The 22,143-nt window shown below is 27.1% G+C and carries 28 protein-coding genes, 1 tRNA gene and 2 pseudogenes; 13 read left to right on the forward strand and 18 right to left on the reverse strand.

Annotation, left to right across the window (positions count from 1 at the left end):
* Positions 1 to 303: 303 nt before the first annotated feature.
* Entirely contained in the window at positions 304 to 2,538 is a 2,235-nt protein-coding gene (gene flgL, locus CD56_RS04475; protein ID WP_047208316.1) for a flagellar hook-associated protein FlgL, read from the reverse strand.
* A gap of 156 nt (positions 2,539 to 2,694) precedes the next feature.
* Between flgL and CD56_RS04480 the strand changes: the two genes are divergently transcribed.
* Positions 2,695 to 2,781: transfer RNA gene (locus CD56_RS04480), tRNA-Leu, on the forward strand.
* 192 nt (positions 2,782 to 2,973) lie between these two features.
* Positions 2,974 to 4,152, forward strand: coding sequence for a tyrosine-type recombinase/integrase (locus CD56_RS04485; protein WP_047208317.1), 1,179 nt, complete (start codon positions 2,974 to 2,976; stop codon positions 4,150 to 4,152).
* Here the strand turns inward: CD56_RS04485 and CD56_RS04490 are convergent.
* From CD56_RS04490 to CD56_RS04540, 13 genes are all read right to left on the reverse strand, one after another.
* A complete protein-coding gene (locus CD56_RS04490; RefSeq protein ID WP_012661534.1) occupies positions 4,145 to 4,330 on the reverse strand; it encodes a helix-turn-helix transcriptional regulator in 186 nt (61 codons plus the stop codon). The genes CD56_RS04485 and CD56_RS04490 overlap by 8 nt on opposite strands.
* A gap of 1 nt (position 4,331) precedes the next feature.
* On the reverse strand, positions 4,332 to 4,688 hold the full coding sequence (locus CD56_RS04495; RefSeq protein ID WP_012661535.1) for a hypothetical protein: 357 nt from the start codon (positions 4,686 to 4,688) through the stop codon (positions 4,332 to 4,334).
* The gene (locus tag CD56_RS04500) at positions 4,676 to 5,377 is read right to left on the reverse strand and encodes a BRO-N domain-containing protein (protein WP_047208318.1); all 702 of its coding nucleotides are present in this window, start codon (positions 5,375 to 5,377) and stop codon (positions 4,676 to 4,678) included. The genes CD56_RS04495 and CD56_RS04500 overlap by 13 nt, the downstream gene beginning before the upstream one ends.
* A 142-nt stretch (positions 5,378 to 5,519) precedes the next feature.
* The gene (locus CD56_RS08320; RefSeq protein ID WP_158339230.1) at positions 5,520 to 5,663 is read right to left on the reverse strand and encodes a hypothetical protein; all 144 of its coding nucleotides are present in this window, start codon (positions 5,661 to 5,663) and stop codon (positions 5,520 to 5,522) included.
* A gap of 188 nt (positions 5,664 to 5,851) precedes the next feature.
* Positions 5,852 to 6,076, reverse strand: a complete 225-nt coding sequence (locus CD56_RS04505) for a helix-turn-helix domain-containing protein (RefSeq protein WP_047208319.1) — start codon at positions 6,074 to 6,076, stop codon at positions 5,852 to 5,854.
* A gap of 9 nt (positions 6,077 to 6,085) precedes the next feature.
* Positions 6,086 to 6,331, reverse strand: a complete 246-nt coding sequence (locus tag CD56_RS04510; RefSeq protein WP_047208320.1) for a hypothetical protein — start codon at positions 6,329 to 6,331, stop codon at positions 6,086 to 6,088.
* A gap of 191 nt (positions 6,332 to 6,522) precedes the next feature.
* A complete protein-coding gene (locus CD56_RS04515) occupies positions 6,523 to 6,729 on the reverse strand; it encodes a hypothetical protein (protein WP_047208321.1) in 207 nt (68 codons plus the stop codon).
* Positions 6,713 to 7,087 (reverse strand): hypothetical protein, encoded by a 375-nt coding sequence (locus tag CD56_RS04520; protein WP_047208322.1) that lies wholly within the window; start codon positions 7,085 to 7,087, stop codon positions 6,713 to 6,715. The genes CD56_RS04515 and CD56_RS04520 overlap by 17 nt, the downstream gene beginning before the upstream one ends.
* Complete coding sequence (locus tag CD56_RS04525; RefSeq protein ID WP_080956335.1) at positions 7,084 to 7,950, reverse strand: hypothetical protein; 867 nt, start codon at positions 7,948 to 7,950, stop codon at positions 7,084 to 7,086. Before CD56_RS04525 ends, CD56_RS04520 begins: the two co-directional genes overlap by 4 nt.
* 20 nt (positions 7,951 to 7,970) lie before the next feature.
* A complete protein-coding gene (locus tag CD56_RS08325) occupies positions 7,971 to 8,129 on the reverse strand; it encodes a hypothetical protein (protein ID WP_158339233.1) in 159 nt (52 codons plus the stop codon).
* Between the two features lie 2 nt (positions 8,130 to 8,131).
* The gene (locus CD56_RS04530) at positions 8,132 to 8,311 is read right to left on the reverse strand and encodes a hypothetical protein (RefSeq protein WP_047208323.1); all 180 of its coding nucleotides are present in this window, start codon (positions 8,309 to 8,311) and stop codon (positions 8,132 to 8,134) included.
* Positions 8,312 to 8,659: 348 nt separating this feature from the next.
* Positions 8,660 to 8,959: a hypothetical protein gene (locus tag CD56_RS04535; RefSeq protein WP_047208324.1), complete on the reverse strand. Its 300-nt coding sequence runs from the start codon at positions 8,957 to 8,959 to the stop codon at positions 8,660 to 8,662.
* Entirely contained in the window at positions 8,960 to 9,166 is a 207-nt protein-coding gene (locus tag CD56_RS04540; RefSeq protein ID WP_041570280.1) for a hypothetical protein, read from the reverse strand. It abuts the gene before it with no gap.
* A gap of 284 nt (positions 9,167 to 9,450) precedes the next feature.
* On the opposite strand from CD56_RS04540, the gene CD56_RS04545 reads away from it, so the two are divergent.
* The 5 genes from CD56_RS04545 (at position 9,451) to CD56_RS08095 (ending at position 13,612) form a co-directional block, all read left to right on the forward strand.
* Positions 9,451 to 10,002, forward strand: coding sequence for a hypothetical protein (locus tag CD56_RS04545; RefSeq protein ID WP_047208325.1), 552 nt, complete (start codon positions 9,451 to 9,453; stop codon positions 10,000 to 10,002).
* Between the two features lie 304 nt (positions 10,003 to 10,306).
* Positions 10,307 to 10,969: a S24 family peptidase gene (locus CD56_RS04550; protein WP_047208326.1), complete on the forward strand. Its 663-nt coding sequence runs from the start codon at positions 10,307 to 10,309 to the stop codon at positions 10,967 to 10,969.
* Positions 10,970 to 12,349 carry a 3'-5' exonuclease gene (locus CD56_RS08090; RefSeq protein WP_052768373.1) on the forward strand — a complete coding sequence of 460 codons (1,380 nt, stop codon included), beginning with the start codon at positions 10,970 to 10,972 and terminating at the stop codon, positions 12,347 to 12,349. It abuts the gene before it with no gap.
* 203 nt (positions 12,350 to 12,552) lie between these two features.
* On the forward strand, positions 12,553 to 12,777 hold the full coding sequence (locus CD56_RS04560) for a hypothetical protein (protein WP_047208327.1): 225 nt from the start codon (positions 12,553 to 12,555) through the stop codon (positions 12,775 to 12,777).
* Positions 12,778 to 12,790: 13 nt separating this feature from the next.
* Positions 12,791 to 13,612 (forward strand): hypothetical protein, encoded by an 822-nt coding sequence (locus CD56_RS08095; RefSeq protein ID WP_052768374.1) that lies wholly within the window; start codon positions 12,791 to 12,793, stop codon positions 13,610 to 13,612.
* A 138-nt stretch (positions 13,613 to 13,750) separates the two neighbouring features.
* On the opposite strand, the pseudogene CD56_RS08410 reads toward CD56_RS08095, so the two are convergent.
* A pseudogene (locus CD56_RS08410) lies at positions 13,751 to 14,139 on the reverse strand (hypothetical protein).
* A gap of 229 nt (positions 14,140 to 14,368) precedes the next feature.
* Positions 14,369 to 14,512: pseudogene (locus CD56_RS08630) on the reverse strand (DUF5675 family protein); the annotation flags it as partial.
* A 156-nt stretch (positions 14,513 to 14,668) separates the two neighbouring features.
* On the opposite strand from CD56_RS08630, the gene CD56_RS04575 reads away from it, so the two are divergent.
* Positions 14,669 to 15,589 carry a helix-turn-helix transcriptional regulator gene (locus CD56_RS04575; protein ID WP_047208328.1) on the forward strand — a complete coding sequence of 307 codons (921 nt, stop codon included), beginning with the start codon at positions 14,669 to 14,671 and terminating at the stop codon, positions 15,587 to 15,589.
* A gap of 4 nt (positions 15,590 to 15,593) precedes the next feature.
* On the opposite strand, the gene CD56_RS04580 is transcribed toward CD56_RS04575, so the two are convergent.
* Positions 15,594 to 17,015 carry a PDDEXK-like family protein gene (locus tag CD56_RS04580; RefSeq protein ID WP_047208329.1) on the reverse strand — a complete coding sequence of 474 codons (1,422 nt, stop codon included), beginning with the start codon at positions 17,013 to 17,015 and terminating at the stop codon, positions 15,594 to 15,596.
* A gap of 106 nt (positions 17,016 to 17,121) precedes the next feature.
* Between CD56_RS04580 and CD56_RS04585 the strand changes: the two genes are divergently transcribed.
* From CD56_RS04585 to CD56_RS04605, 5 genes are all read left to right on the forward strand, one after another.
* Complete coding sequence (locus CD56_RS04585) at positions 17,122 to 17,670, forward strand: hypothetical protein (RefSeq protein WP_047208330.1); 549 nt, start codon at positions 17,122 to 17,124, stop codon at positions 17,668 to 17,670.
* Positions 17,667 to 18,434, forward strand: a complete 768-nt coding sequence (locus CD56_RS04590; RefSeq protein WP_047208331.1) for an agmatine deiminase family protein — start codon at positions 17,667 to 17,669, stop codon at positions 18,432 to 18,434. Before CD56_RS04585 ends, CD56_RS04590 begins: the two co-directional genes overlap by 4 nt.
* Positions 18,435 to 18,458: 24 nt before the next feature.
* Positions 18,459 to 19,073 (forward strand): hypothetical protein, encoded by a 615-nt coding sequence (locus CD56_RS08100; protein ID WP_052768375.1) that lies wholly within the window; start codon positions 18,459 to 18,461, stop codon positions 19,071 to 19,073.
* 66 nt (positions 19,074 to 19,139) lie between these two features.
* A complete protein-coding gene (locus tag CD56_RS04600; RefSeq protein ID WP_047208332.1) occupies positions 19,140 to 20,177 on the forward strand; it encodes a P-loop NTPase family protein in 1,038 nt (345 codons plus the stop codon).
* A 167-nt stretch (positions 20,178 to 20,344) separates the two neighbouring features.
* Positions 20,345 to 21,004, forward strand: coding sequence for an ATP-binding protein (locus CD56_RS04605; protein WP_144411987.1), 660 nt, complete (start codon positions 20,345 to 20,347; stop codon positions 21,002 to 21,004).
* Here CD56_RS04605 and CD56_RS04610 read toward each other — a convergent pair.
* Positions 20,942 to 22,126, reverse strand: coding sequence for a DUF262 domain-containing protein (locus tag CD56_RS04610; RefSeq protein WP_047208796.1), 1,185 nt, complete (start codon positions 22,124 to 22,126; stop codon positions 20,942 to 20,944). The two genes, CD56_RS04605 and CD56_RS04610, sit on opposite strands and share 63 nt — an antisense overlap.
* Positions 22,127 to 22,143: the final 17 nt, after the last annotated feature.

Raw genomic sequence — 22,143 nt, forward strand, 5'->3', positions numbered from 1 at the left:
GCGAAGCAAAAATACAAGCAAAAATAGCCACGCTAAATCTACGCTCAATAAGTTCAAAATTATAATCATTTTTATACAAAAGATAATTAAACCAAAAAAAGACAAAAGGATAAAATTTAGTCAATGAACCAAATAAAAAATAACTAAGTTTTGCCAAAGAATACCCTATAATACTTACTAAAGCTTGATCAGGTATCAAAGAACTTAAGCAAAAATAAAAAATAAAAATATTAAAAATAATAAAAATAGCTTCTTTTTTTATAACATATCCTTTATAAAGAAAAAAGCTATTATATCAAAAAATTATAAGTAGTTTAATAAACTAATTTGAGAAATTTTAGAGGTTGCTGAAAGCATAGCTTGATAAGAAACCATAGTTTGCATAAACTGCATATAAGTCTGACCATAATCAGCATCAGTTACACCACTTTTTATAGAAGCTACATTGATATTTAAAAAAGTCATTCTTTTATTTGTTTCTTCTATATTATTAGTGTAAGCGCCTATGGTTGTTTGCATTTTTCTAACATGATCTTGCAAATGATCAATCCTTTCTAATGCTCCTTGCAAACCTGTATTTCTAGGATCACTTCCTTCTGAGTCAGCTCTCATATTACCATTTAAAACAGCATCTATCATCTCATCTAAATCTTTAATTAAATCAATATTTGGGTCATCAATAGTTAAAGAGTTATTTGCACTAAATACAAAACCAGAACCATTGCTTACCTCGCCTGCTGGAGGAAAACCACTGTTTGAATTTGAATCTTTTAAAGTAAGACCTATATTTGTATTAGTTGAAAATTTATCAGTAATACTTATACGACCCTTATAATCCATACTAACTTCTACAAAATCTTTAGAATCATTTATATTTTGTTGAATAGTTTGAAAATCACCATTATTTATTGTTCCGTTTGCATTTGCATTAATTGTAGTAGTTGGAACCTTATCACTTGCAAACATACCTATAATATCATTTAATTGACCATAAGTAATATCCTCAGGTCTTGTTTGCATACCTACTGAAGTTCCTGTTGCTTCATTATATTGAGAGTGAGTAATAGGAAAACTTATAGTTTTAGTAGGATCATTTGGATCTTGGTAGCTAACTTTGGAATTTTCTAAGTCAATTTCAACCTTATATTTTTGACCACTTTTAGAAGTAATCTCCATTTCAAGTTTTTGACCCTTCATGTCCCCATTAGCATTTGCTAAAACTTCACTAAGTTTTGTACTATCAGTAGCATACTCACTAGTGCCTTTAATCACTTGAGAAACATTACCAAAAACAGTATTGCCATCTTTTTCAAAAGGCACATCAAAATCAGCTCCATTGGTTTTATTACCATTGATATTACTTTTTATAAAATCTGTTTTATGTATATCTACAGTAAATTGTTCACCATTTACCTCAATAGTAACTGGACTTTTGGTATTATTCAAATCTCCACCATGTGCTGCTTGCATGATACGATTAGTCACTTCATCCATACTAATACCCTCAGCAGCAGCAGCTTCACTTAAAGCTTTGATTTGTTCCGCATCCTGAAGTTGCGGTGTCATAGCAACTGCATGAAAATCTAAAGAGCTATTACCCTCTTGTAAATTTTTAATTTCTATTTGGCCACTATCATTCATAGTTACTTCAACAACTTTATTTGCATCCGTATTACCATATAATTTACCAATATTTTCTAAAACATCGCCTATTTTATCTTCAGGCCCTACATTAATAGTTGCTTTAAAGCTTGTTCCATCAGGTCTAACACCTTGAATATACATAGATGAGCTTGGAAAAGGTAGTTTGCTATCTGCATAATCAAAATCTTTATCAGGGTCAAGTCCACCATTTTTCACATAATTTTGACCTATAAGATAAGAAAATTTAGATTCTTCATCTAAATATTTTTTTTGCTCAGGATTAGAATTAACATCGTATCTACCATCTATCATAGATACATTTGTAGAGATAATCTTACTAATATTTGAATCAGGTTTAAAAAATAAATCCCAACCAGGTATGTTATAAGGAATTTGAGTTCCAGCACCACTTACTACGAAAATATTATCTTTGTTACCAGTATAATTTCCATATTTATCAAAAGGTTTTGTAGCTGTATTAGATCCTGCAAATAAATATTGCCCATTAATACTAGTATTTGCAATATTTACAATAGAATCTCTTACAAGTTTAAGCTCTTTTGCAATAGCTTCTCTTGAAGTTTGAGAATTTCCATCACTAGAAGCTTTTACTAAAAGTGTTTTAAATTTTTCCAAAAGCTCGGTAATGTTTTTTAAAGCTGTATCTGTATTTTTTGCCATTTCTTGCGCTGCTTGCGTTCCTTGAATAATCTGACCTATATTTGCCATCTCATATTCCAATCTTGAACCATTAATATAAATATTAGCATTTTCCCAAGAGTGCTGTATAAGCTGACCTGTTTGCAATTGCAAATTATATTTATTAAGTAAAGACTGACCATCCGTGTAATTTTGTATAGAAGTGTAGTAGTTATACTGGTTACTGATTCTCATTATTTTGCTCCGCAAATAAATTTTTTAATTATTTGCAAGCAAAAAAAGTTCCAATTTTAAAGATATTTTAATTTACTATATAAATATTTTTATATTGCTTTAATTTTTTTTTAGTATAATTTCACATTCTATATTTTTAATTTAAAATCTTAAAAAGCCCGAGTGGTGAAACTGGTAGACGCGCCAGACTCAAAATCTGGTAAGGGCAACCTTGTGTCGGTTCGAGTCCGACCTCGGGCACCATTTGTTTTTTACTCCCAAGTGTTATTTTTCAATAAATTATCTTTAAAATCCTATATTTAAGGGATTATATAAACATTCTTTTTTATTCTATTTTGTTATTTTTTGTGTTAAAATATTGCAAAAAAAGTGGGTTACTTTTAAAAAAGTGGGCTACTAAATGGGTTACTTTTTACAATAATACAAAGAATAAAAATGGCAAAAATTAATAAACTTACAGATAGTTTCTTGAAAAGCGTAAAATGCGATAATGGTAAAAAATTTATAAAATTTAGCGATCCTAGTATAAAAGGATTGTATGTTTTTGTTTATCCTAGTGGTAGAAAACTATTTAAAACAAGACAAGCTAATGATACTTATATAACACTTGGGGAATATCCCTTGCTTTCCCTAGCAGAACTTAGAGAAATAGCTATAAATTCACACAAACTAAAAGCCAAGGGTCAAAACATAAGCAATGCAAAAAGATTGAAATTTGGCGTATTATATGATGAAGTATTAGAAAATGCAAGAAAGAGTAATTTAGCAGCGAAAACAATCCAAAGAGGACTAAGCTACAAAGAAGGTATTTTTAAATCTTTAGAATATAAAAATATTAATGATATAAAAAGAGTAGATATTGTTAATATTTTAAAGACCATAGAGCATAAAAGCGCTACGCTTCAAAAAGCAAAGATATGGATAAATAAAGTATTTGAATATGCTTTGCAACTTGAGATCATAGAAAACAATCCCGTAGCTTCTATCAAAAACAATATTGTATTTAAAAAACCAAATCAGGTTATACACCAACCTACCCTATTAGATGAATCTGATATTAAAGAATATATAAATACTCTAATACATTCAGATATCAAACAAAGTCATAAAAATTTAATGCTTTTTGTGCTTTTAACAGCCCAAAGACCTGGCAATGTTATAAAAGCTACTTGGGATGAGATAGACTTTAAAAATGAAATTTGGACTATATCAGCTCAAAAAATGAAAATGCGTAAAGAGCATAATATAGCATTAAGCAAACAAGCCATAAGTATATTAAAAAATCAATATGCGATTAAAGTCAATGATTATGTTTTTGCTGGTTCTTCTAAAAAAGGATGTAATAGTGAAAATATCACATGCAATACCAATAAACGCTTAGGATATAAAGGAATTCAAAGCGCGCATGGATTTCGTGCTATGTTTAGAAGCATTGCAAACGAAAAGCAATTGGAACATGGAGTAAGTATGGATATAGCAGAGCAATGCTTAGCTCATGAGCAAAAAAATGCAATATTGAAAGCTTACAATAGAAGTAAAAATATAGAATTAAAAAGAAGATTAATGCAGTGGTGGGGAGATTATATAGAAAAACTTGCAGGAAAGCTTAGCTAACCTTGCAATATTTTATCCAATCATCGATTTCTTTCTTTTCATACATTAAAACTTTTCCCACTCTAACACCCTTTGGAAAGTTATAAATAGCTTGATTTTTTCTCATTCTCATTTTTCTTATCCTATCAACGCTAAAACCCAAATACTGTGCAACTTCTTTTGTACTTAATAATTTCATATTAATCCTTTTTAATGTTTGTTTCTAAATTGAGTGATTTTATAATGGCTTTTTGCTCTTCATAACTTAAAGTATGTGCTAATAATACTTTGACATTCTCAAAATCAAAACTATTATAAGAAACTCTTGTATCTATAAGCTTTATACATATTCTTTTAAGCTCTACATCAAGCCAAGCCTCTATCTTCCAATAATGTCTAATTTCTTCTTCTAAAGAGTTACATCCATTAGAAAATGAAAGATCATTTCTTATAGAAAGAAATTCTTTAAGCATTTTTGATAATTGTTGTTTTATTTCTTCTAAGTGTTTTTCTATCAAATTTCTTTGATCTAAAAAATCTTTCATCATTTGCAGCATTTTGTCTCCTTTATATTTAATCTTTTATTGAATTTATCTTTTAAAATCTGATAATTATAATTTATTAAATCATCAAGTCTTCGTTTTGTTTCACCTATGATGTTTTTAGTAAGATTTTCGCTCCATAAAGCGAAATCTAGCTCATTAAAAATTACCAAACCATACTTAGCTAACTCTTTTTGTAAAAGCCTTAAATTTTCTTCATTGCTAAAATCCTTTCTTCTTTTTAAAACCTCTAATGCACCTTTACAAATATCTAATTCATCTTTTGTTTGATTTAGATCATACTTTAAAGCTTTAATTTGATTTTTGAAATTAGTTTTTTGCTGTACTAGTTGAGATTTATAGCCTATCTTTTGATGATGATTTAAAGAATTTAGTCTTTGATTTTCATCGCTTAAAGTTTTAAATCTAGCTTGTGTTTGCTCTCTTAAAAGCTTAGCTACTTTTTTGCGGTATTCTTTAGCCTTAGGACTTTTGATAAAAAATCCAAGCATATAAACACCTTCTAAAGTCCATTTGATTACTCTTTGTCTTCCACCTTTTGTTTGCTCATAATCGTAGAAATAATGAATATTTTCTATGAGTTCATCGGCGTTTCTTGAAAAATGACTTAAAATTGCATTTTTTGTAACTTTGTAAAATGAAGCAACTTGTATCGAAGTATTATTTTGTATTTGTGATAGCATATCAACCCTTTCATTATTATGCTTTGAAAGGGTTGTTTGTGATTTTAGTGTTTGCTTTCTTTTGTTTTGTCTTTTTTATTTACATAATAAGTCGCATAAATTGCAACTACTACCGCAAAGGCTAAGATGATGTATTGTCCCATTATTTATCCTTTCGTGTGATATACATTGTATAAACACTAAGTGCAGTTATAATATAAGGTGCTATATCTGTGCTTAAGTTCATTATAGCATAAGAGCCATTTACAAAAAGCCCTAAACCTATATTTCTTAATAATTCTCTCATAATTAATTCTAACACAAAAATCTTAAACAACCCTAATTCAAAGAACATAAATTACTAATTTTAGTAATTATGTAAGAATTATATACTATTTTTAGGATAAAGTCAAGTAAATAAAACTAATTTTAGTAAAATAATTAAAATAATTTCTAAAATTAGTATTTATAAGGTATATTCATTTTGTGGATACCTTATAACTCACTTGCTATTTTATAAGCCTTTTTAAAAATCTCTAGTTTTTCTTTTAAAGCTTTGTTTTCAATCAAAAGATTTAAAGCAAGTTCTGCCATTTTTGGAATTTTCGTAGTAGCCCAACCCGATATAGTTGTTTGTGGCACCCCCAAAATCTCGCTTAGTTCCTTTTGTGTGATATTTAACTCCTTGCAAACTTCTTTAACGATGTTTTCTTCTGCCATATTACTCCTTTATTGAGGACCTTTATATCCAATCATCCAATAACCATTGGTTATTTTTATGTCTAAAAAACCATTATGAGTATCACAATTTATAGTAAAATTATATTTTCCACCACATTCATCAGCTTTTAATACTTCATTTAATAAAGTTTCCTCTCCTTTATTCTTTAATAGTATTTTAATTTTTTCTGAAAATTTAGGAACATCACTTTTTAAAGAAAATAGTTTATCATATTCATATTGATTTAATGTCATGTAGTCTCCTTGATTTTATTTGTAGTGTTTAAAATTTTAAACACTACTTAATATTTATTATAAACCAAAAAATCTGAAATATATATTACAAAATGGATTGTATTATTTAAAAAGCTGCTTTATAATGGGTTGAAAGCGTATCTAATACTTTTAATTTTTCTTTTAAATCTATATTTTCTAATGTATACATTTTATCCCTCTTTATTTTCTTGATTAAAAAGATTAGGTTCTTTCATTTTCTCAAGCTCTCTTATGGTTGTTTTTAAATCTTCTTTATATTCTTTAATGGCTGAATTTAAAGCACTTCTTTCATACTCTGCGTGCTCTATAGCTTTATGTAAAGATACAATTTTCATAGATAGCTCTTTTAGATTATTTTGATTATCTATGTTTTCCATTTTTACTCCTTTTTATAATATTTTCCAGCATATCTATACCCCTTTGAAGTATTTGTTTTTCTTCTGTTGTTCTTGATTTAAGCTCATTAGTGTTTTTTGAGCAAATATCGTAAAATACAAAATCAATGCGTTTATAAAGTTTGATTTTTTTCTTGTATTCACATCTTAAGTCATTTTTGATACTTTCTTTGTTTCTTTCAAACAAATCTATAGCAAAAGGATTATCAAAATAAAAACACAACATTCTTTCATTTGCACTATTGATAATCCTTGCTTCTTTCAAACTATATTTTAAGTCATTTTTTAAACATGCACGAGCTATTTCATTAGCCTCAATTATATGTGTTATGATACTCATGCAACATCCTTTAATGCATATGGTTTTATATCTTTTGTCCATCTTGGATTGATTAAATATTTTGTTTGTTTAATAAGTAATAATTCTTTTGTAAAGCTATATGTTTTACCTAGTAAAGCTATAAAATCATATATAAAATCTAAAGCATCATGAATGTGTTTATGCTGTATGTATTTTAAAAATTTATAGTTTAGTTTGAAAGTTAATTCTAATCTTTTCCAGTCTTTAAATTCTTCTTTGATTTTTTCTTTGTGATAACTAGTCTGCTTTTCATACTTATCATAAATCAAAATTCTATCAAGATCAAAAAACTTATTATGCACCCCATTTACATAAAGATATTTTTTATAAAAAACCATTTCGCCTTTGATTTTTTTATTTAAAGACAACTCATGCAAATGTTCTTCATATTTTCTCATAGAAGCACTTTCATCACAAAAATCACAAGCTATATCAAAACTATAAGCCTTAAACCTCTTAACCATTTTACTTAACACCTTATACACATCAGCTACCACACTTTTGCTAGGCTGAAAAAGACCATTAAACTGTACTTCTACATAAAAGTCTTTTTTCTTTTTATTTTTTCTAGCAACTTCATGGGTGTCTTTTGAATTTTCTATCACTATTATGGTATTTGATAAACTTTTATTTCTAGGTTTGATGTTTATATACCTAACCTTAAACTCATAAAACTTATCTTTTGTTTTGATATTTTTAAACTTCTCTTTTGTGTATTTTTCTATAGCTTTATTGCGGTTTGTTTTTCTAAGTTTTGTGTGTAAATCATGTTTTTTAAGAAATTTATAAAATGCAAATTTTGGGATTACAAATTTGATACTATCATAGCCTATGTTTTGCATTTTATTCCTTTCTTTTTTTGTTATTTTACTACCTTATCAAAACCTTTTTTCATAACTAAAGATTTTGAATTTGCCTTTGTAAGTTTAAATCCTTTTGAGCTAAGCTCACTTATTAAACTTTCTATTTCTCTTGCTTTTTTAAATGCATCATTTTCTTTTTGTATGGGCTTAAAATTCATTACTATCCTTTCAATAATTCTTTTGCTTTTATCAAGAGTTTTTTTAAGTCATCTAAGTTAGATCTTAATTCATCCTCATCGCACTCTTCCATGTAGTCAATTAAATCTAAGCATTCTTTGTTAATTAAAGCCAAAGCCCTTGTGTGTTCTATGGCTGTGTTAATTTTTTCTTTAAAAGACATTTTCTTCCTTTTTATAGTGCATAAATGGAAGTTAAAAACCACCATAAAGGTGGTTACTCAAAATAAAGAAAGCTAATATGGCTTATAAGGGAGTTTAACTCCCATTTAAACACTACTTATGTCAAAACATAGAGCCTGCATTCAAAGTTATTTAAACTTTTGGTATTTTGACAATTTAACAAAGCTTTTTAAAAAAGCCCACTTTCCCACCCGTCGCCGTGGAGTGTGATAAATAAAGAACACGCTAGCTTGATCACCAAGCTAGCTATAAGGAAATTCACTTAAAACCTAGTTTCAAGCTTTTAAAAACCTTTTAAGCACACTTAGAAAATGTGCTTAATGAGGTTTTCAAGCTACCTCATCAATTTCTTTTAAAAGTTCAGAAATCTCTTGTATGGTTTTTGTTTTTTCTTCTACCAAAGCTGTAAATTTTTTATGCTTTAGTTTTAAATCTTTCAATCTCTTAGATAATCTCAAATCCTCATTCAAAAAACCAAGTCTTAAAAGTGCTTTTTCTACTTTAGAATTTGTTTTGCTTTTATTGCTAAGCCAAACCTTTAAAGTTTGATTTTTCAAATTGAGTTTTCTTTCTACTTCATCAAAAGTTTTTAACCCTAACTTTTCTTTAATTTTGTCATTAATACACATTCAATTACCCTCATAATGAACTATGATGGTTTCAAATAAACCATCACTAATAGCTTCTAGTTTTACAAAATTATGATCAAGTAAAAAATTCAAAGCTTCATTAAATTCACTTTCTTTTATGTTCATTCTTTTAAAAAGTGTGTCTTTTTTTATAGATTTTTCATTGCTGAGTATATTTGATATGGTGTTTGCATATGCTCTTATCATTTTGTTTCCTTTATCTTTATGATTACAAACATAACCGATAAGATAGCTATAATCACGCCAGCTATAATCCAATCTTGCATTATGTATCCTTTTTTATACTTAAGCAAAAAATTGGTATTCTTTTTGCTGAAAAATAATTATTTTTATGTTTTAAAATTAATTATTTTGTGAAATTATATATTAATTTTTAATATATGTCAATATATATTTTTAATTTTTATATTAATTATAAATACGTTAAAATTTTTACCATAATTATAAAAAATACTATACAAGGATTGAAAATGTCAGAAAAAGAAAATATTTCATATGAAAATTATGAAAAGAATTTAAAGCTAGAATTAGAAAATAAAAGAAAAGATTTAGATAGTCAAATTTCACAAATTATACCAGGACAAACACAAATGATAAAACTTTATTTTTGGTTTGCTACTCTTATAATATCAGGGCTTTTAACTATATCAGGCAAGATGATTAAAATTTATCCTACTGTTTCAAACTTGGAAATCTTGCGAATATCTTTTTTTGTCCTAACTTTTATATATGGTTTAGCTTGTATCTTTTTTTCACTAAAAGCGATTTTAAAAGGAGCTATCATCTATCACCCAGCTGAATTAAAAAAGGTATTTGAAGAGTTTCCAAAAGATAAATACGAACACATAAAAGGCTTAGAAAGAATGATAAACGCAACCTATAAAGCTATAAAAGCAAATAAAGACGAAATCTTAAAAACTACAAAACAATTGCGTTTATCTTTTTATAGCATTGTTCTTTGCTTGTCTTTTTTTATAATATTTTTAATTACATTATTTCCAAATTTTATAGAAAGGGGGTGAGTATGCTTGGCAGATGATAAAGAAAGCGTTGAAATAGATCACCTACTCCAACACAAACCAGAGATGATAAGAAAGATTAAGGCTATTTAAGCCTTAATTAAACAAAATATAATACCCAAAAAAGAAAAACACAAATATAAACCAATACTCCATTTTTAAGCCATTACAATATCATAATATAAATTTAATCTAAAACTTGGCATACTTTATGCTTTCTTAAATTAATAATTTATTTTTTAAGTTGTTAATAAAATTATATATTAATTTTTAATATATGTCAATATATTTTTTAAGGTTTATATCCATGAAAGATTATTATGAATTAGTAGAAGAGTTAAAAACTTTTTTCAATGTAAAAAGTTTAGAAGAAGTAGCTGAAAAATTAGGATATAAAAAAAATAACGCAAACAATTGGCGTAACAATAAACAACTTTCTGCTCAAGCACTTAAGAAATATTACGATTTAAAAAACAACAAAAAACATATAATTAAAACAAGCAATATAGAAAATACAGTTAAAATCAGATATTTTCCTAATGTTTATGCTAGTGCAGGTTTTGGAAACGATAACAGCGATGAAAACTTTCAAACTATATATCTTGATAAAAATTTTTTAGTAGAAATATTAGGTATTCCTTACAAAACACAATATGATATGATAAAAATATTTGGCGATAGCATGGAACCTTTTATACAAAATGGAAGTTTTGTTATAGTTGATACTAGTAAAAATTCTCTCGATAAGATCAAAAATGCTGATGTGGCTATTTTTAGATACGATGGTGAATTATTTTGCAAACGCATAAGAAAAAATGTCCTTGATGATGAAATTATCATAAGTAGTGATAATATAGGTTTTGAAGACAAAAAAATTAAAAAATCTGCATTAAAAGACTATGTATTTTTAGGTGTTGTAATTTGCTCGTGTAACACTAAAATATTCTTAAATCAAATAGAAAGAATATAAATGCTTGTTTGGGGCGCTATAGCAATTTGGCTTTTAATTTTATTTTATTATTGTTTTGATGATTTTGTCAAAGCTTTTTTAATATCCTCATTCATTTTATTTTGTCTTTGGTTATTAACAGTATTTGTTAATACTTTTAAACACAAACCACAAAAAACAAAAAATCAAGAAGACAATCGCGCTTCAAAAGATAATCTTTATAATACCACACTTAATTTTACTCAAACACCTTTTAATCAAAAAACAAATGCTTATAAAAAATCCTTTAACGATAGTAGTAATATCAATCAAAATTTCCAAGAAAGAATTTTACCAAGATCAAGAAACAAGATAGAATATAAACCAAATAAAAACGATGAAATGTATCCTTATAATTATTCTGAATTAATTCCGTGCTACCTTCAAACAAACCCAAAAGAGTATTTTACAAAAGATGACTTAAAACTTAATGTTATAGTAATAGACACCGAGACAACAGGTTTAAGAAAATGGGAAGATGAAATACTTCAACTTTCAATCATAGATGAAACGGGATATCTAATCTTTGATAAATATTTCAAACCCAAATATAAATCTACCTGGATAGAGGCTCAAAAAATTCATGGTATAAAACCTGCTTTTGTCCAAAATAAAGCCTCTATAGATAACTATAAAATTCAACTAGAGAAAATTTTTAATGATGCTGATGTAATAATAGGCTATAACTTAGATTTTGATTTAAAATTTATAAAACGCGTAATAGATTTTGAAAAACCTATGTTTTGTATTGATGTAATGAAACTTTTTACAAGTTACTATCATGAGGAAAGTTCTATACTTCCAAATGTCGACTGTGGTTATAGTTGTAAAAAACTTACCTTTGCAGCATGGCATTTTAAAAACCCTAATGCACTAAATCCTTTAAATTTTCATGGAGCACACGGAACACTCGAAGATGCTAGGGCTACTTTATATGTATTAACAAAATTAGAGCAAACCTTATCTTCTACACCTAATTATAAAAATTTTAGAAAAAGATTGGGTTTTAACAGAATAATTGATTTATTTTATCAAGACTTTTTAAAAAAAGAAGAGGAAGAATTAAACAAACAAAAGCTTAAATCAGATATAAAAGATAATGTTGATAAATTATATAATGAGATGATCGCAACTTTAGGCAGTGATGTAAAAATTTCAAAAATCATTCATAATTCCTATGCGACTTTTTATATAAAAAATCAAAAAAAATGGATTATGAAAGTCTATTTTAATGAAAATGCAAAAGCCCAAAAAGCTCTTTTAAATATTCCAAATTCAAAATTTAGAAAAGTTGATGAAAAGTTTTTTATAAGACAAAAGAAAAAATTAAAAGAGATTATAAATTCATTTATTGTCGAATAAATTTTTTATTTGATAGTAAAATTACTACTTAATATCTACATAAAAAAGGTTGCAATAATATGAAAATTAATTTTTTAAATAAAAATTAATTAATTTTTTACTATACTTTATCATGTATATTAAATTAATTTAATTAAATTAATTTTAATTTGCTTTGAAATCTAAAATTATTTATTAGATTAATTTATTTGACTTAAGGAAAAATGACAGTGGCTAATACAAATACATACACAATAACTCCACAAATTGAATATGATGATCAAGTTTTGGAAATTTTAAATTCCATGGGCACTGAAAAAACAAATATAATTGATGATTCAGAAATATATTCAAAGGGAAATGTCAGCAATGACTGCGAAATGTCTTTTTCAGACTTAAAAATAACTCAAAATGATATAGATAATTTTAGAAAAAGAATTTTTTCATAAGTTTCATTTTGTAATGATAGATACTAGAAATTTAGCTGAAATAGAAAAGGTTTTTTATACAACATATGATTTATTTGCCCAAGCAGATACAGCTCTTTCTTTAACACATCATGGGAAAAATTTAAATTTAATCAAACAAATGATGATTTTTTACTTAAATAGTTTAAGTTCTAAAAAAATTAGCGAGAAAGATAAGTTTGCTAATTTTGAACAATTAAGGACAGATGTAGAAAGTTATATTATATACTGCGAAAAAAAATATGGATATCTTTTTAGTTCCAAGGTGCCTAAAGCACAAATTAATAATAAAAAATTTTTAGAATGCATGAAAGATATAAAAAATTTTTCACAATCTATAGCTGATTTTATAGTCTTTAGGCAATCCTTAACTAAGGAAGAAAAGAAAAAAATTGCTGCAGTGAATTTAAAAAAAAGATTGAAATATTATTTTGATTTTGATAACTATACCTTAATAGATCAAATCATATCTCAAATTTATAGTAAAGATAATTTAATTAACATACCAAAACAAGTTTTGATAGAATTTCACAACTTTATGTCACATATTTGTTCTGCTTATACTACCAAAAATATTATAATCCAAAACAAAAATATCGAAAGAGCCAAAAATCATCTTTATAGAGGTTCTTTAGATCTTTATAAAATAATAATAAAAGACTACTTTATCTGCAATGAAGTTGTCAATAAAAATTGTATTAAAATGTTGTTTGATGTTAGGCTAAAAGAATACTGTGGCTTAGGAGATGGCTGTTTGCAAAACGATATCTTAGAAGAATTTAAAAAAATTAAATCAGAACTTCAATCCACTCCATAAAATCACTGATTCAACTCCTTAATTTTATCCATATTGATCTCACATTGCTTATAGTGATAAAAAAGCTCACTATAAGCTTTTAATATATCTTTTTCATCTTGCACTATAGGTTTATGCGCTCTATCAAATTCTAAAAGCTCATTTGGTATTTGCACTTTTTGAATTTGTATTTTGGTTAATCTTGTGTTTTGCTCCCACAGCCTATCAAGCATAGCATTAAAAAGCTTAGTAGTATTAGTTTCATTGCTTTTGGATATATAGTTTTTAACATCATCAACCCTTGTTTTGATTTGATTTTTTTGAGTATTTACATGAAAGAGTGCTTTTAGCTCTTGCTCGTGTCTTGTTTTCAATTCCTGAGTAATCCTTGTGAGTTCATTATTTACACCCAAAGCTAAATTTAAATCACTTTGACTTTTTTCTAATTTTGCGTTTGTGCTATCTAGCTTAAGATATAAGAATACATTAAGCATAAGCATTAAGGCTAAAGCAATATAAAGCTTTGTATTGTTAAATAAAAATGACATATTGTTTGTAGTTTAAAGTAGGTTTTTGTATAATACTTTCAAGGGTTAGCCGTAGGTCTGACCCCCTATGGCTTAATCTAACCCTAGAAAGTAGGTGATTAAATTTGAGCTATATAATCCACATAATCTTTATAATTATACTACTAAGTATGATTATAGTCAAGGCTTATTAACCTTGTCCCCTTTTTTAAGGGGATTATGTGGTAACCTACTCTAAGCTTACTCCTTTCTAAAATTTGTTTGTAATTTCTAATTTTATATTTGATAAATTTTGCTGATATAGCAAGTCATATAATTTTTTACAAGCTTGTCTGCTTTGACCGACACTTTCATCGCTCTTGGTTAAACCTAGTAAAATACAACCTTTTGTATTCTAATAATTATATATTTATCATCTTTTACTCTCAAACATTGTTTTCTAAATAAACTTTCATTTCCAAACTATAAGTTTTGCAGCGTTTATAAACTAGACTTTATTTGTTTATAAAGCAATTGTTGCTAATATTTTGAAAAAATTTAGAGAAAAATCATGAAAGATCTTAAAAAATACATCGCAAATTCCAAACTAACACGCCTTGAAGTTTTATATGAAAAATTAGTAAAGTCTGAAAATGGCATAACCATAAAAGAACTAGCCCAAGAACTCAATGTAAGCGCTAAAACCATAAAAAGAGATATGCAAGGGGTTTTTGAGCCTATGGGGCTTATTAAAAATGGAAGAAAATGGCGTATTGATACAAGCAAAGACATTCAAGTGCAAGATGATGAAAAAATAATCCTTGAAGTGCTTGATACCATGGCAAAAAGTGCTGGAAACAGCTTTTATGCTAAGGCTCACCCCCTACTTTCTAAGCTTTCTCAAAATATCTCTAACCCCATCCATACTAGTTTAGATGCAGAAAAGCTAGAAGAAAAAGATTTAAGCAATTTTCAAATCCTCGAACAAGCCATCAACACCAAAACACAAATTGTCTTTAAATATGAAAATAAACTTTTCCAAGTAAAACCTCTAAAACTAGCCTTTTTTAGTGGGTTTTGGTATTTGCTTGCTTTTGATATGAAAAAACGTGATATTTTCAAAAAATTTTATTTAAAAAATATCCAAAACATCACCCTAACCCAAGAGCATTTTCAAACCGATGAGAGTTTAGAAGTAAAACTTCAAAGAGTAAATTCTATATGGTTTAGCCTTGATAAGCCTTTTACAGTAAGGCTTTTAGTAGAAGAACCGATACGAAAATACTTTGAAAGAAAGCCTCTAAATTCACAAATCATCACCGGTAAAGACAAAGATGGCTCCATAGAAATAGAGCTTGAGATAACTCATGAAATGGAAATTTTACCTTTGGTGTATTATTACATACCTTATGTAAAGGTTTTAGAACCTGATTTTATAGCAAATAAAGTCAAAGAAGTAGTTGGAGAATACCTTGATCAAATAAGCAAATGATTGCTTATTTGTTTGGTTTTAATTTATTGTTAATCTTTTCTAAAGTGTTTTTTATGGTATTCTTGTCTAAAAATTCTTTTAAAATTTCACAAAATTTTTTCGTCCATTCTCCATAATTTTCTATAAGCCAATACGCAAAAGCATATTTTTCTTTAAAGTTAAAATTTTCAAATACATCATAGTAATAATGATCGCCACTTCTGCGGATATTATCATTTCTTATATTTGAGTTTTGAAAACATTCTAAGCATTTTTCATACTTATTTTTATCTTCATTATAATTCATTTTAAAAGTCAATCCGAAATTATCATAATCACTTTTTCCAAAAAAAACACCCACACTAGGCCACACATCATTATCATCTTCATAAATTTTTGGATAAAAATCAAACCAATCGTAATTAACTCTTTTCTCATCAAGCTTATATCCAAACCATTTTTCATCACATATAGTTCGTTCTTTTTCAAATTCTTTTTCAAGCTCATTAAAAAAATCATTTACTAATTCTTCACAAATTTCATCCCACTTCTCTCTTATTATTTCTTTTGCTTTTTTATATTTATCATTATCTACATCTTTAAAATCACTTTTATTTTTGGTATATCTATACAAATTTGTAGCATTGTTTAAATTTTCTTTGCTCGATCTCAAAAATTCCATGACATAATCTTTAGCCACATAATCATCTATAGCTACATACCAAGTTAAAAGAGTTTTATACTGATTTAAAGTAAAAATCACATTTTGCATATCATTTTTAAATTTTTTATCAATTTCATTGTTTTTAACTTTATTCTCACACACACCTATACAAGCATTAATCCACTCTTTTATCCATTTATAATCCATTTTTAGATAAAAACTCATTTTTTTATCATTGCTATCATATATAAGATCATCATTTATTTTAAATCCATTTTTTATGCCTAAGCTATATTTGCTAGGCTCGGTATCTTCATTTTTATGCAAATAAATAGTAAGTATATTTTCATGAAAATCATCTATGTTTTTAACTTTTTCTCTTATGTGTTTTATGTAGTCTTTGAGTTGATCTGGTTGATCTTTTGCATAAAGTTTATTTTCTATGATGATATATCTTTTATCTTTTAAACTTATGAGTATATCGATTCTTCTATTATCTTTAGCACAAGCTTCTGTTTCTACGCTTTCTATGTCATGGGCTGTAAGATTTTTAAATTTCTTAGCTTTTGTGTATCTTCCAAGCTTTTTTAAAAACTCATTTGCAAAAAGCTCTTGATAATGATCACCATGCGGATCGATCAAATAAGCTATAAATTTAGAATGATAGTTTTCTTTATACTCAACTCCCAAAGCTTCGAAAATATTTATATCACTCATGCCTTTTTTGGTATTTTCTTCAAATTTATCATTAACCCTTAATAATTCTTCAATAAAATTTTTCATTTACAATGCCTTTAAAATAATTTTCACAATTATACTACAAAAATATAGACTACCATTGTCTGTTTTTTTTAGCTATGATTTTTCAAATCATTTAAAAAGGATAAAAATGCTTCAAACCATGAAACACATCCTAACTCACACCGATGAGACTTTGCTTGCAAAGAAATTTGGCTATAACAATGTAGAAAAATTTACCAAAACAAAAACTTTGTTTTTAGAATGCGAAAGCATACAAGAATGGCTTTTAAAAGGACATTATGATATGGTAAATTCCTCTTTAGAATTTATACAAAAATTTGATTTTATCTTAGATAAAGAAATTTTAAATTCAATTTTAGAACAAAGTATTTTATTAAAAGATAAACACATAAAATTACAAGAAGCAAAAGCCATCATAAAAACAAATTTTAAACGTAAAAGCGAGCCTTTGCATACTTTAATGTTTTTATCTCATTTACGCGTGCTTAAATTTCCTATTAGCAATGATATGCTCTATCTTGATAAAACGCAAATCATGCAAAAACTCAAAGAACTAGCTATGAAGCATTATGAAAATTCACAAGGCAAATTAAAGCTTTGGGGAGATATCTTACAATATGACATTATTTATGATGATGAGTTGTTAGTTTTAAGCATGCTAAAGAGCGATGAATGATAGCTATTTCTACACTTTTATCATCAAAATATAAAAGAATTTATCAAAATCTTGTGCGAATTTTTGCTAAATTTAACATCGCTTTTAAAGAAATACCAAGTAATGATATATGGTTAAGAGATTTCATGCCTTTAGTGTATGAAAATACAGCGACAAGTTATATTTATGATCCTGATTATCTTAGAAATTATCCACATTTAAAAACCACTATAAAACCTCTAAAAAATCACTTAAATTTAATCCTTGATGGAGGTAATTTCATAAGAAAACATGATATTGCCTTTATGTGTGAGAAAATTTTTAGCCAAAATCCAACACTTAGCAAGGAAAGCATTATCCATACTTTAAAACAAAGTCTAAATTTAAAACACATAGTCTTTTTACCAAGACTAGCTTATGATAGATATGCGCATAGCGATAGTATGGTAAGATTTATAAGCAAAGATCATGTGCTAATCAATGATTTTTCTTTAGAAAATGTACAATTTTTTGAGAAATTAAACACCGCTTTAAAAGATTTTAAAGTTACAAAAATGAGCTATTCTAAAGAATTTATGCAAAAATACAAATGGGGTGCGTATTTAAATTTTTTAGAGTTTGATAAGGTGATTTTTGTGCCAACTTATAATATTGATGAGGATGAGAGAGTTTTAAGCTTTTTACAAAATATCTATAAAAATAAACAAATCATAGGTATATATCTAAAGCCTATTATCAAAAAAGGTGGTGCTTTGCATTGCATTGGTGCTAATATTTTACAATGATTAAATTTATTTAAAGGATTAAAAATGGAAAATCAAACATTAGAAGAAAAATTTGAAGAGCTTTATCTAAAAAGTGCTTTATCAGAATGGGATAAAGCGATAAACGAACTTAATGAAAAAGAAACAAAGAGTGAATTAAAGAAAAAGCATAAGTTACTTAAAGACTATATAGTTTTTAAGTTAAATGAGTCGCATGGAGAATTTGACAATGAGGAATATGATAAACTTTATAAAAAAATGCAAAGCTCATTAAAAGATTTAAAAAGCAGATATCGCTCTACAAAAAGAAGAAATGATAATAAAGAACCATTTGGAAGTGCTAGAAAATTTATATCATGGTATAAAAAACAAGAGAAAGAATGTTATTACTGCAAAATAGCGCAAAGTGATATAGCAAATCTATTTAAAAACAAGCTTATAACTTCCAAAAAACCATCTTTTAATAGCTCATTGCAAATTGAAAGATTAGATCCAGATAAAGGCTACAATGAAGAAAATTGTGTTTTAGCCTGCTGTATTTGCAATAATGCAAAAAGCGATATGATAAGCGCTAGTGATTTTGAAAAATATTTTAGTAATAGTGTTAAAAATTTCTATAAAGACTTATTAGAAAACAAAACAACAAATAATTTTTCATAACTAGACAACTAAAGTCTAGTTATTTTGTTTATAATTGCATTATATATCTTAGTTTAAAGGTTTATAATGCAAACAAATACTTCTACCCTTACTCACATTGCGGATTTTGATTATTACTCACACAATGTAAAAGTCATCTCACTACACACACAAATGCTCTCAAACAGCAAACAAATCAAAAAAGATTTTTACATCGAATTTGAAGATACACTAGAAAAAGATGGTAAAATCCCTAGTTTTATCTATAAACAATACTCCAAATTTATCTATCCTAGTTTTTTAAAGAAAAATCTAAGTTATCTTAAAAAATACTTAAATTTTACTCAAGCAGAATGTGATGCGTTTGCGTTTTTTTACTATGCAAACAAAGGTAGATTTGCTTTACACCAAGGTTATAGCACTGCTTTGGGCAAAAAGATCATAGAAAAAATTTTCAACCACACTTCAAAAGATGTCAATAAAGCTTTAAGTGATGATTCTATGCTTTTTAAACTAGATGCCTTGTGCTATTATGATAGTGATGCCTTTGGTATAGATGTAAACAATTTTGAAAGCATTTTCACTCAAGATATTAGCAAAACTACACTTATGGGTGAGTTTTCGTATTTTTTACCTAAAACTAGACTAAATTTGAGTGATTTTGACTATATACAAGAAGAATTAAATACTATCATTACTTTTTTAAAAAAACGCCAAAAAGGAAATATTTTTATATACGGAAAAGCAGGCGTAGGCAAAAATGAGCTTAGCGCACTCATAGCTAAAGAGCTTGATAAAGAAGCATTGTGCGTTAAAGATTGCGAAAATGATAAAAAATCAAATAGAATTTCAAATTTTTACGCACTTAAAAAGATACTCAATCCAAAAAAACAAATGGTAGTCTTTGATGAGTGTGAAGATAGCCTTTGCTATAATTCTTTAAAAGAAAAATTAAAAATCAATAAAATCTTAGATGAAGAAAATGGCATTTGTGTATTTTTATCAAATTCTAAAGACATGGATGAAGCGTATTTGAGACGTTTTGATGTGATTTTAGAGCTTGAAAGTATGCCTAAAGAAAAGAAAATTCAAAATATAAAAAAGCTATTTAATAAAAAAATATAAAAATAGATGAAGCCATTATAGAAAATATAGCTTCTCATCCTGAACTTTCTCAAGGGGTTATTTTAAAATGTGCAAACAATGCTAAGATCTTTAAAAGCAAAAGCCAAGAAGTATTTGTAAGGTTGATCAATGAAAATTTAAAAGCAAGATCACTTCAGGGCATTTCAATGCCAAAAAAAGACAAAAAATACGATTTAAGCTTGATAGAATGTGATTTAAATTTACAAGAACTAATAAACAATATCGATAAAAATTCAAGTTTGAGAATTTTAAGCTATGGCATAGCAGGTAGTGGAAAAAGCGAATTTGGCAAAGAACTAGCCAATGTTTTAAATAAAACTTTACATTCTTATAAACTTAGTGATATTTTAGATCCTTTTGTGGGCAATAATGAAAAAAATATCGCAAACATTTTCAAAAAAGCTTCTAATGATAATGCTATCTTACAACTTGATGAAATCGATGCGTTAATTTATAGTAGAGATGAAGCAAATAAAAGCTGGGAAAAAAGCTTAGTCAATGAAATGCTTATGCAAATGGAAAATTTTGAAGGTATTTTCATAGCTTCTACAAATTACCTACAAAGCCTTGACAAAGCTAGCATAAGAAGATTTGATCTAAAGATAGAATTTCAAGCATTAAAGCAAGAAAAGCTTTTAAAGGCTTTTGAATTTTTTGCTAAAGAATTAAATTTAAGCTTTGATAAAAAACAAATTGCAAAAAGGCTCTTAAGGCTTCAAAACATTTGTTTGGGCGATTTTGCGCTAATTCTTAGACAAAATAAAATTTTTAAAATCATCAAAAGATACAAAATACACTTTTTCTAAAAATTCCAAAGCATAATCTCTTTGAGTAGCTCTATAAATACTTGGTCTATAAACTCTTAAGCTAAAAGCAGCTCTTGCAAGCAAGGCTAAGAAATAATCACTATTACCATTTGGAAATTTAGAAAAATAAATCATCACAGCAATGGCATAAATGTATTTGTTATAAATAAATCCTGTGTAATATATTTCATCTAGCTCTTGGTATAAAGCATTATTTGATAACTTATCAAAAAACTCATTGTATTTAAACAAATACTCAAAAAAATCCACCCCATTAGCAAAACTACTTAAAACCCCTAAATCTTCCTTGCTATAAAGGAATTTATCACTAAAAAATTCTTTACAAAACTCTTCGTATGCTTTAATATCATTAGCATTAATGCTTTTGTGCTTTAACCATGCTCTAGCAGGTGCTAAAAGCTCATCAAATAAAATAGTGATTTTCCTTTCATCTTTTGCAAGATTTTCAAATTTCCTTGCATAATAACCTAGCATACTACCTTGTTTTTTCTCTAAAGAATGCAAATGAAAAGCCTTTATAAGATCATATGATTTTAAACCTTTACCTTTTGAATTTGCACTATCAAAAAACAAAAACGCATCATCTTCGCTTGGAGCTAAAACGCAGATAAATTCTATATTCTCTAAAAGAAAATTTAAAAACTCGCATTCTTTATCACTACAACTTTCAAAATAAGCTTTTATATACTCGTAATTTTCTTTGATATGGTATTTTGACTCATTATGAGAGTATTCAACATTATTTAAAAAATTACATTTACATAAAACTCTTAAAATCAAAGCCAAAGTAGTAAGGCGTTGTTGGCCATCTACTATTTCTGCATTTCCCTTATGCAATATCAAACTTCCTAAAAGATATTTTTGTTTTTCAACATCTTGTTTATTTTGGTTTTTATTTATTTGTTCGCTTATATCTTTTAAAAGAATTTTAACTTGCTCTATACCCCAAGAATAAGGGCGTTGATAATCAGGTATGTTTAAAGAAAAAGCTTCTTTTAAAAATATATCTGTTTTTTGGGTATTTTTATTATCCACTTCACCCTGCACCAACTCTTTCAAACTCACAACGCAAGATTTTACTTCGTTTTCTTTTTCAATCATTTATAGCCTTTCTAAAT

Source organism: Campylobacter lari (assembly GCF_001017575.1).
Taxonomy (GTDB): Bacteria; Campylobacterota; Campylobacteria; order Campylobacterales; family Campylobacteraceae; genus Campylobacter_D; species Campylobacter_D lari_C.

What these genes read in the sequence shown, in the direction of transcription:
- CD56_RS04535 (WP_047208324.1), bottom strand. Translation starts at nt 8,959, where the DNA reads ATGTGTATTAATGACAAAATTAAAGAAAAGTTAGGGTTAAAAACTTTT.
- CD56_RS04525 (WP_080956335.1), bottom strand. Translation starts at nt 7,950, where the DNA reads ATGCAAAACATAGGCTATGATAGTATCAAATTTGTAATCCCAAAATTT.
- CD56_RS04520 (WP_047208322.1), bottom strand. Translation starts at nt 7,087, where the DNA reads ATGAGTATCATAACACATATAATTGAGGCTAATGAAATAGCTCGTGCA.
- flgL (WP_047208316.1), bottom strand. Translation starts at nt 2,538, where the DNA reads ATGAGAATCAGTAACCAGTATAACTACTACACTTCTATACAAAATTAC.
- CD56_RS04610 (WP_047208796.1), bottom strand. Translation starts at nt 22,126, where the DNA reads ATGATTGAAAAAGAAAACGAAGTAAAATCTTGCGTTGTGAGTTTGAAA.
- CD56_RS04530 (WP_047208323.1), bottom strand. Translation starts at nt 8,311, where the DNA reads ATGTCTTTTAAAGAAAAAATTAACACAGCCATAGAACACACAAGGGCT.
- CD56_RS04560 (WP_047208327.1), top strand. Translation starts at nt 12,553, where the DNA reads ATGACAGTGGCTAATACAAATACATACACAATAACTCCACAAATTGAA.
- CD56_RS04545 (WP_047208325.1), top strand. Translation starts at nt 9,451, where the DNA reads ATGTCAGAAAAAGAAAATATTTCATATGAAAATTATGAAAAGAATTTA.
- CD56_RS08090 (WP_052768373.1), top strand. Translation starts at nt 10,970, where the DNA reads ATGCTTGTTTGGGGCGCTATAGCAATTTGGCTTTTAATTTTATTTTAT.
- CD56_RS04590 (WP_047208331.1), top strand. Translation starts at nt 17,667, where the DNA reads ATGATAGCTATTTCTACACTTTTATCATCAAAATATAAAAGAATTTAT.
- CD56_RS04605 (WP_144411987.1), top strand. Translation starts at nt 20,345, where the DNA reads ATGCCAAAAAAAGACAAAAAATACGATTTAAGCTTGATAGAATGTGAT.
- CD56_RS04510 (WP_047208320.1), bottom strand. Translation starts at nt 6,331, where the DNA reads ATGACATTAAATCAATATGAATATGATAAACTATTTTCTTTAAAAAGT.
- CD56_RS04490 (WP_012661534.1), bottom strand. Translation starts at nt 4,330, where the DNA reads ATGAAATTATTAAGTACAAAAGAAGTTGCACAGTATTTGGGTTTTAGC.
- CD56_RS08325 (WP_158339233.1), bottom strand. Translation starts at nt 8,129, where the DNA reads ATGAATTTTAAGCCCATACAAAAAGAAAATGATGCATTTAAAAAAGCA.
- CD56_RS04515 (WP_047208321.1), bottom strand. Translation starts at nt 6,729, where the DNA reads ATGGAAAACATAGATAATCAAAATAATCTAAAAGAGCTATCTATGAAA.
- CD56_RS08100 (WP_052768375.1), top strand. Translation starts at nt 18,459, where the DNA reads ATGGAAAATCAAACATTAGAAGAAAAATTTGAAGAGCTTTATCTAAAA.
- CD56_RS04580 (WP_047208329.1), bottom strand. Translation starts at nt 17,015, where the DNA reads ATGAAAAATTTTATTGAAGAATTATTAAGGGTTAATGATAAATTTGAA.
- CD56_RS08095 (WP_052768374.1), top strand. Translation starts at nt 12,791, where the DNA reads ATGATAGATACTAGAAATTTAGCTGAAATAGAAAAGGTTTTTTATACA.
- CD56_RS04485 (WP_047208317.1), top strand. Translation starts at nt 2,974, where the DNA reads ATGGCAAAAATTAATAAACTTACAGATAGTTTCTTGAAAAGCGTAAAA.
- CD56_RS04550 (WP_047208326.1), top strand. Translation starts at nt 10,307, where the DNA reads ATGAAAGATTATTATGAATTAGTAGAAGAGTTAAAAACTTTTTTCAAT.
- CD56_RS04500 (WP_047208318.1), bottom strand. Translation starts at nt 5,377, where the DNA reads ATGCTATCACAAATACAAAATAATACTTCGATACAAGTTGCTTCATTT.
- CD56_RS04585 (WP_047208330.1), top strand. Translation starts at nt 17,122, where the DNA reads ATGCTTCAAACCATGAAACACATCCTAACTCACACCGATGAGACTTTG.
- CD56_RS04495 (WP_012661535.1), bottom strand. Translation starts at nt 4,688, where the DNA reads ATGCTGCAAATGATGAAAGATTTTTTAGATCAAAGAAATTTGATAGAA.
- CD56_RS04505 (WP_047208319.1), bottom strand. Translation starts at nt 6,076, where the DNA reads ATGGCAGAAGAAAACATCGTTAAAGAAGTTTGCAAGGAGTTAAATATC.
- CD56_RS04575 (WP_047208328.1), top strand. Translation starts at nt 14,669, where the DNA reads ATGAAAGATCTTAAAAAATACATCGCAAATTCCAAACTAACACGCCTT.
- CD56_RS08320 (WP_158339230.1), bottom strand. Translation starts at nt 5,663, where the DNA reads ATGAGAGAATTATTAAGAAATATAGGTTTAGGGCTTTTTGTAAATGGC.
- CD56_RS04540 (WP_041570280.1), bottom strand. Translation starts at nt 9,166, where the DNA reads ATGATAAGAGCATATGCAAACACCATATCAAATATACTCAGCAATGAA.
- CD56_RS04600 (WP_047208332.1), top strand. Translation starts at nt 19,140, where the DNA reads ATGCAAACAAATACTTCTACCCTTACTCACATTGCGGATTTTGATTAT.